Here is a 6,467-nt window from a genome sequence, read left to right on the forward strand (position 1 = left end):
TAGGCCACTAGACGAAGGGGACTAGAAATTGGTGGAGCCAGGCGGGATCGAACCGCCGACCTCAACACTGCCAGTGTTGCGCTCTCCCAGCTGAGCTATGGCCCCTCAACGGCTGCGTATATTAAGGATCCGCCCTATGGGCGTCAACCTCTGAAACACACTTTTTTTCAGTTTTCTGAACATCCCTGTTCAAGCCGTTTATTAATTCACCAAAGCGGTTAATGAATACCCAGAGCCGCGTATTCCTTTTCCACCTTCTTGGTTTCCTTCTTGGAGAATCCACCCATCACTTCCAGGGCATGCCGAAGCCTTGAACGGGTCATGTCCGGGCCCAGCAGCGCCATGGAATCCATGACAGACCAGGAATTCGGGGTGCCAGCAACCGCCACAAAAATGGAGAACATGAAGTCACCCATCTTCAGGTCCATGGCTTTGGCCAACGCCTTGATATCCGCGAAGATGGTCTCCTTGCTCCAGTGTCGCTGCGCTTCAAGCTTCCAGAGCGTGAACTGAAGAACCCGCTTGATCTGGGCTTCCTCCAGCTTGTTGTGGGCAAAGTCTTCCGGCCTCAGGTTGAGCATGCCGGAGAACATGAACTGGGCCATGGGCGCCACATCCGAAAACACCTCTGCCCTGCCCTTGATGTGGGGCACCAGAGCACGCAGGGCATCCTCATTGAACCACCACTGGCGCATGCGCTCCATGAACTGCTCTTCAGTCAGCTCTTCGCGCAGCCACTGGCCGTTCAGCCATCGGAGCTTCTCCACGTCAAACACCGGACCACCAAGGGAAACTCGCTGGATGTCGAAGTTCTCGATCATCTCATCCAGGGTAAACTTTTCCCGCTCGTCCGGCATGGACCAGCCCATGCGCCCCAGATAGTTGGTGACGGCCTCCGGCAGAAAGCCCATGCGCTCATAGAAATTGATGCTGGTCGGGTTCTTGCGCTTGGACAGTTTGCTCTTGTCCGGGTTGCGCAGCAGCGGAAGGTGACACAGCACCGGCATATCCCAGCCAAAATACTGATACAGCAGCTTGTGCTTGGGCGCCGAGTTGATCCACTCCTCACCACGCAGAACGTGGGTGATTTCCATAAGGTGATCATCAACCACATTCGCCAGGTGATAAGTGGGCATGCCATCGGACTTGAGCAGAATCTGGCAGTCCACCTGAGCCCAGTCGATCTCAATGGTGCCCCGAAGCATGTCGTCGATCTCGCAGACGCCCTCATCGGGCACTTTCATACGAATCACGTATGGTTCACCTGCATCGAGGCGGCGCTTCACTTCGTCCTCGGGCAGCTCCAGATCGCCCTTGATACCCGGGTTCAGGCCCTGGGCCTTGCGTTCTTCCCGAATGGCTTCCAGCTCATCCGGTGTGCGGAAGCAATAAAATGCGTGGCCGGCCGTCACCAGATCCTCGGCATACTGCCGGTACGAGTGCTTGCGCTCGGACTGGCGATAGGGGCCGTGAGGACCACCCACGTCGGGGCCTTCGTCCCAGTTCAGACCGAGCCAGCGCAGCGCCTTGAGAATGTCCTGCTCGGATTCTGCGGTACTGCGGGCCTGGTCGGTGTCTTCGATACGCAGGATAAACTGGCCGCCGTGCTGACGGGCAAAGCACAGGTTGAACAGGGCCACGTAGGCGGTACCAACGTGAGGGTCTCCCGTGGGTGACGGAGCAATTCGGGTACGTACAGTCATGAAACCTTCCTGAAAAATCGGTGGCCGTTTGATAAAGCGGGCATTATACCGGCCAACGGCAGGTTTCGCATGATCAGGAAGTTAACGAGCACACCAGAAATACTAAGTAAGAAGTTTCTTTTGCCGGCCCCGGCCGAGTTTGTTATATTATAACATTACACATCAGCATCGCAGGATCTCTTTTATCATGCGCGTTACCGGAAAAGCACTTTCTATTGCACTCGGAGCCGGCACCCTTTTGTTTCACAGTGCCCTGCAGGCCGAGACCCGCATTGTTACTTCCATCAAACCGGTTGAGCTGATCGTCAGTGCGATCGCCACGGAAGACATGCAGACAACGAGTCTCGTCCCGCCCGGCTCCAGCCCCCACAATTACACCATGAAGCCATCCCAGCGCCGGGCCCTGGAAAACGCCGACGTGATTTTCTGGGTCGGGCCCGACATGGAAACCTTCCTTAATCGCCTTCTGGCAGGGCAGGAATTCAGCGGTCGAACGGTCGCGCTCATGGATGCCGAGCACGAACCCGGGGAAGTTAACCACGATGAACACGCGCACGACGACCACGCGGACGATCACCATGGCCATGCCCACGAAGAGGAGGCCAAGGAGGAAGAACACCACAACGAGGGGCACGGACACGGCCATGATCACGGAGACGGCGAAGACCCGCACATCTGGCTGGATCCCGAACTGGCCATCGAAATGGCCGGGACGATCCGGGATGCTCTCTCAGGACTGAAAGGTGTTGACGCTGGCGCGTTAAACGAGAATTTCGAGCAGTTCAAAGCCAGCGTTCGAGAAACCGATGCCACTATCCGGGACCGCCTTGCACCGGCGCACGAAATCAGCCTGTTCGCCTATCACGACGCCTTTACCCGATTTGCCGAACACTATGAACTGAAACTCGAGGGCGTTCTGACACTGAACCCGGAGCTGTCGCCAGGGGCCCGGCATATCGCGGAAGTGCAGGAAAAACTGCGCAACGCAAACCATCCCTGCCTCCTGACCGAACCGCAGTTCAACCGGCAGTGGTGGCGCTCGATCACCGAGAGCCTGGACGTGACCTTCAGCACCTGGGACCCTCTGGCCACTGACATCGCGGCAACGCCAGAAGGTTACAACAACTTCCAGCACAGCATTGTCGACGCGGTGCTCAAGTGCCTACCAGAGAATACTGAGCATTAAAGGTATGGTGACGATGGCCAGCAAGGTCTGACCACTGATGATGCCCGCCATCAGGGGGGCATCGCCACCAAGCTGTCGAGCCAGAATGTAGGCAGAGGTGGCCGTGGGGAGCGCCGACAACAGCACGACCACCTGAACCATCATTCCCTCAAGACCCAGCAACGAGGCCAGCCCCGCAGTCATCAGCGGAAATCCGACCAACTTCAGCGCCGATGACACAATAAACGGCAGTGAAGCGCCTCTGAGGGCCTTGAGCTGAAGCCCGGCGCCAACCGTCATCAAACCCATCGGCAACGCCAGATTGCTTAGCGGCTCGAGAATGCCGCCGATCAGCGGATGAAATCCGATTTCGAAGAAACTCCAGACCACGCCAATCACCGAGCCCACTATAAGAGGATTGGTCACAATCGCCTTGAATACTGGCACCAGCCTCACCGGCCCTTCCGTGGCCACCAGTGAAAACATCAGTATGCACAGCAGATTCAGCAACGGCACCATGATGGCAACTGCGATCGCCGAGAGGGACAGGCCCTGATCGCCGAGCAGCATGCCGCCAGCCGCCAGGCCCACGTAGGAATTGAACCGGATAGCCCCCTGGTAAACCGAAGAAAAAACCGGGCCGGACCAGCGCCAGAACCATTGGGCAATCGCCAGGATCAGCGTCATCGCGATCAGCATGGCGCCAATGAGCAATGCAATGTCACCATAAGCGGAAGCCGGCAACCTGGCCTGCCCCAGCTTGAAGACCAACATGGCCGGAAACAGCACGTAGTAGGTAAACCGCTCCGCCTGGGGCCAGAAATCGCCGCCCGGAAAGTCAATGCGGCGGAACACATGCCCCAGCATGATCAGGACAAATACCGGCAGCAGAGCCTGCACCATCAGGGGCATACGTTCAAACTCCAGGGCAAGGTTGTTTACTTGGGTTTTATGGGAGTACAGTTAAACAAGCATGAGATCATAGCAGAAGGAGTGCTTCTCCTTCAGGGAGGTTTTTTGCTATCGACGCATCGAAGCCCAGACTTTGCAGGCTTATCTATTTCAGCAGCGTTTCTTCGCATCTGCAGGAATCCGATTTAGACGACATCCTCGCGGAATCCATCAAAAGAAACGAGCGGGACGGCATCACCGGCCTGCTGGCTTATGATCAGTTCAATTTCATGCAGGTTTTGGAAGGTGAGGAAGAGGCTGTCAACAGACTTTACCTTGGCATCACTGCCGATCCTCGCCACCAGGATGTTCGCCTGATTCAGTACGAGCAAATCGATCATCGCCAGTTTGACGATTGGGCAATGGCTCTGGCGAAGCTTCCCGAGGTTCCGGGCAATTACATCAACAAACTCTATGGTGGATTCAAGCCCCAGCTGTTCTCCACTCGAGACGCTCTAATCTACTTCAATTTTCTCCGCAACTATTTGAAACGAGCAGCCTGAAGCCTGTTATGGATTTCGCCAAAGCCTTACGGAAATCGGAAACCAATGCCTGTTAAACTACGACTCTTGGTTTCAACGTAGTTCTTTTCGTCACCCGTTTTTCGTCGACAACAGGTATCGCAATGTCTGGAATACCATCTGAGGACACCCTGCTGCACAACTCCGGCCCCTCCCGCCGCTTCTGCGTGGCCCCGATGATGGACTGGACCACCAGTCACTACCGTTATCTGGCGCGCCAGCTTAGCCGGCATACCCTGCTCTACACCGAGATGGTCACCACCGGCGCACTGATTCATGGCGACACCGCGCGCTTTCTGCGCCACGATGAGGCCGAGTACCCACTGGCCCTTCAGCTGGGTGGCAGCGATGCCGGCGAACTTGCCCACTGTGCCAGGCTGGCACAGCAATACGGCTTCGATGAGGTTAACCTGAACGTCGGTTGCCCCAGCGATCGTGTTCAGAACAACATGATCGGTGCCTGCCTGATGGGCCATCCGGACAAGGTGGCAGAGGGCGTGCGCGCCATGATTGAAGCAACCGAGCTGCCAGTCACCGTGAAGCATCGAATCGGTATTGATGGGCGGGAGTCCTGGGACGATCTCTGCGAATTCGTGGAAAAAGTGTCGGAAGCTGGCTGCCGGACCTTTATCGTACACGCCCGGATCGCGATTCTTGAAGGCCTGAGCCCCAAGGAAAACCGGGAAGTCCCTCCGCTTAAATACGACTGGGTCTACCGGCTGAAAGCGAAATACCCGCACCTGGAAATCATCATCAACGGCGGCATCAAGACCTTCGATGAGTGCCACGAGCATCTCCGGCATACCGACGGCGTGATGCTGGGTCGGGAGGCGTACCACAATCCCTGGCTGCTGGCAGGCGTCGATCCGGAGTTCTTCGGGGAGGCAGCGCCGGTAGAAACCCGGCATCAGGCACTTCGGGCCATGCTTCCGTTCATAGGGAGCGAACTTGAGCGCGGCGTATTCCTGACTCACATGTCCAGGCACCTTCTCGGCCTGTTCCACGGCCAACCTGGCGGTCGGCAGTTCCGTCGCTATATCAGCGAGAACGCCCATAAATCCGGTGCTGGCCTGGAAGTGATCGAAACCGCTCTGGAAAAGGTTCGTGAACCGGCGGCGCCGGAGATTGCCGAAGCTTAATCGCAGGCAATTGCCACCATACCTTTTGTTGTCTTGTTCCTGTCAGAGCGGCCCGTTATTGTAGGCATATAGCCAGCGCCCGGGATTCGGGCGCACCAATAACAGATCAACCGGGACGACAGGACGAATGACCAGCAAGCTCGACCAACTGAAGACCATGACCACGGTGGTAGCGGATACCGGCGATATCGAAGCCATTGCGAAGTGGCGGCCGGAAGATGCCACCACTAATCCATCCCTGCTACTCAAAGCTGCCGCTTCTGACGCTTACCGGCCGATGCTGGACAAGGCTGTGGCAGAAGCCCGGCGGCATGGCGGCTCAGACGCCGAGCAGCTGACCATGGCCACTGATATGCTGGCCGTACTCGCCGGCCGAGAAATCCTGAACCTGATTCCCGGTGTGGTTTCGACGGAGGTGGATGCCCGTTTGTCCTTTGATACCGCCGGTACGCTTGAGCGCGCCCGCCGCCTGGTTGAGCTGTACGACAAGCAGGGCGTCGACACCAGTCGCGTACTGATCAAGATTGCTTCTACCTGGGAAGGCATCCGGGCGGCCGAGCAACTGGAGAAAGAAGGCATTCACTGCAACCTGACGTTGCTGTTTTCTTTCATTCAGGCCGCCGCCTGTGCCCAGGCCGGTGCATTCCTGATCTCGCCCTTTGTTGGTCGAATTCTGGACTGGCACCTGGCCAGCACTGGCCGGGACAGCTACCCGGCTGCAGAGGATCCGGGGGTGCTTTCGGTATCCCGTATCTACAATTACTACAAGGCCAACGGCTTTAAAACGGTGGTGATGGGCGCCAGTTTCCGGAACACCGGCGAAATTGAAATGCTGGCTGGCTGTGACCGCCTGACCATAAGCCCTACCCTGCTGCAGGAGTTGCAGGACGACCTGGGCGATCTGCCGCGTCGACTGGTCGCCGACACCGCCAGCTCACCGGATCAGTTTGGCACCATCGACGAGAAACTGTTCCGCTGGGAATCCAAG

5 protein-coding genes, 1 tRNA gene and 1 pseudogene (1 of these 7 running past the window's edge) are annotated in these 6,467 nt (G+C 57.3%); 4 read left to right on the plus strand and 3 right to left on the minus strand.

Annotated elements, in window-relative coordinates:
• Positions 1-29 precede the first annotated feature (29 nt).
• Positions 30-105 (minus strand) — tRNA-Ala (locus B2W52_RS08385).
• A 113-nt stretch (positions 106-218) separates the two neighbouring features.
• The gene (gene gltX / locus B2W52_RS08390; RefSeq protein WP_008175038.1) at positions 219-1,703 is read right to left on the minus strand and encodes a glutamate--tRNA ligase; all 1,485 of its coding nucleotides are present in this window, start codon (positions 1,701-1,703) and stop codon (positions 219-221) included.
• A 187-nt stretch (positions 1,704-1,890) separates the two neighbouring features.
• Here gltX and B2W52_RS08395 point away from each other — a divergent pair, with 187 nt between their 5' ends.
• Complete coding sequence (locus tag B2W52_RS08395; protein ID WP_053112417.1) at positions 1,891-2,889, plus strand: zinc ABC transporter substrate-binding protein; 999 nt, start codon at positions 1,891-1,893, stop codon at positions 2,887-2,889.
• Here the strand turns inward: B2W52_RS08395 and B2W52_RS08400 are convergent.
• Positions 2,866-3,780: an AEC family transporter gene (locus tag B2W52_RS08400; RefSeq protein WP_008175044.1), complete on the minus strand. Its 915-nt coding sequence runs from the start codon at positions 3,778-3,780 to the stop codon at positions 2,866-2,868. The genes B2W52_RS08395 and B2W52_RS08400 overlap by 24 nt on opposite strands.
• Positions 3,781-3,950: 170 nt before the next feature.
• Here B2W52_RS08400 and B2W52_RS08405 point away from each other — a divergent pair, with 170 nt between their 5' ends.
• The 3 genes and pseudogenes from B2W52_RS08405 to tal form a co-directional block, all read left to right on the plus strand.
• Positions 3,951-4,322, plus strand: a complete 372-nt coding sequence (locus B2W52_RS08405) for a BLUF domain-containing protein (RefSeq protein WP_241956169.1) — start codon at positions 3,951-3,953, stop codon at positions 4,320-4,322.
• Between the two features lie 122 nt (positions 4,323-4,444).
• The gene (gene dusA / locus B2W52_RS08410) at positions 4,445-5,479 is read left to right on the plus strand and encodes a tRNA dihydrouridine(20/20a) synthase DusA (protein WP_008175046.1); all 1,035 of its coding nucleotides are present in this window, start codon (positions 4,445-4,447) and stop codon (positions 5,477-5,479) included.
• A gap of 127 nt (positions 5,480-5,606) precedes the next feature.
• A pseudogene (tal, locus tag B2W52_RS08415) lies at positions 5,607-6,467 on the plus strand (transaldolase) (it continues 115 nt past the right edge of the window).

It is taken from the genome of Marinobacter sp. UBA2498 (assembly GCF_002341575.1).
GTDB lineage: Bacteria > Pseudomonadota > Gammaproteobacteria > Pseudomonadales > Oleiphilaceae > Marinobacter > Marinobacter manganoxydans.

Bases quoted from the DNA above. Each gene is read 5' to 3' on its own strand.
- dusA (WP_008175046.1), top strand. From the start codon at position 4,445: ATGTCTGGAATACCATCTGAGGACACCCTGCTGCACAACTCCGGCCCC.
- gltX (WP_008175038.1), bottom strand. From the start codon at position 1,703: ATGACTGTACGTACCCGAATTGCTCCGTCACCCACGGGAGACCCTCAC.
- B2W52_RS08395 (WP_053112417.1), top strand. From the start codon at position 1,891: ATGCGCGTTACCGGAAAAGCACTTTCTATTGCACTCGGAGCCGGCACC.
- B2W52_RS08400 (WP_008175044.1), bottom strand. From the start codon at position 3,780: ATGCCCCTGATGGTGCAGGCTCTGCTGCCGGTATTTGTCCTGATCATG.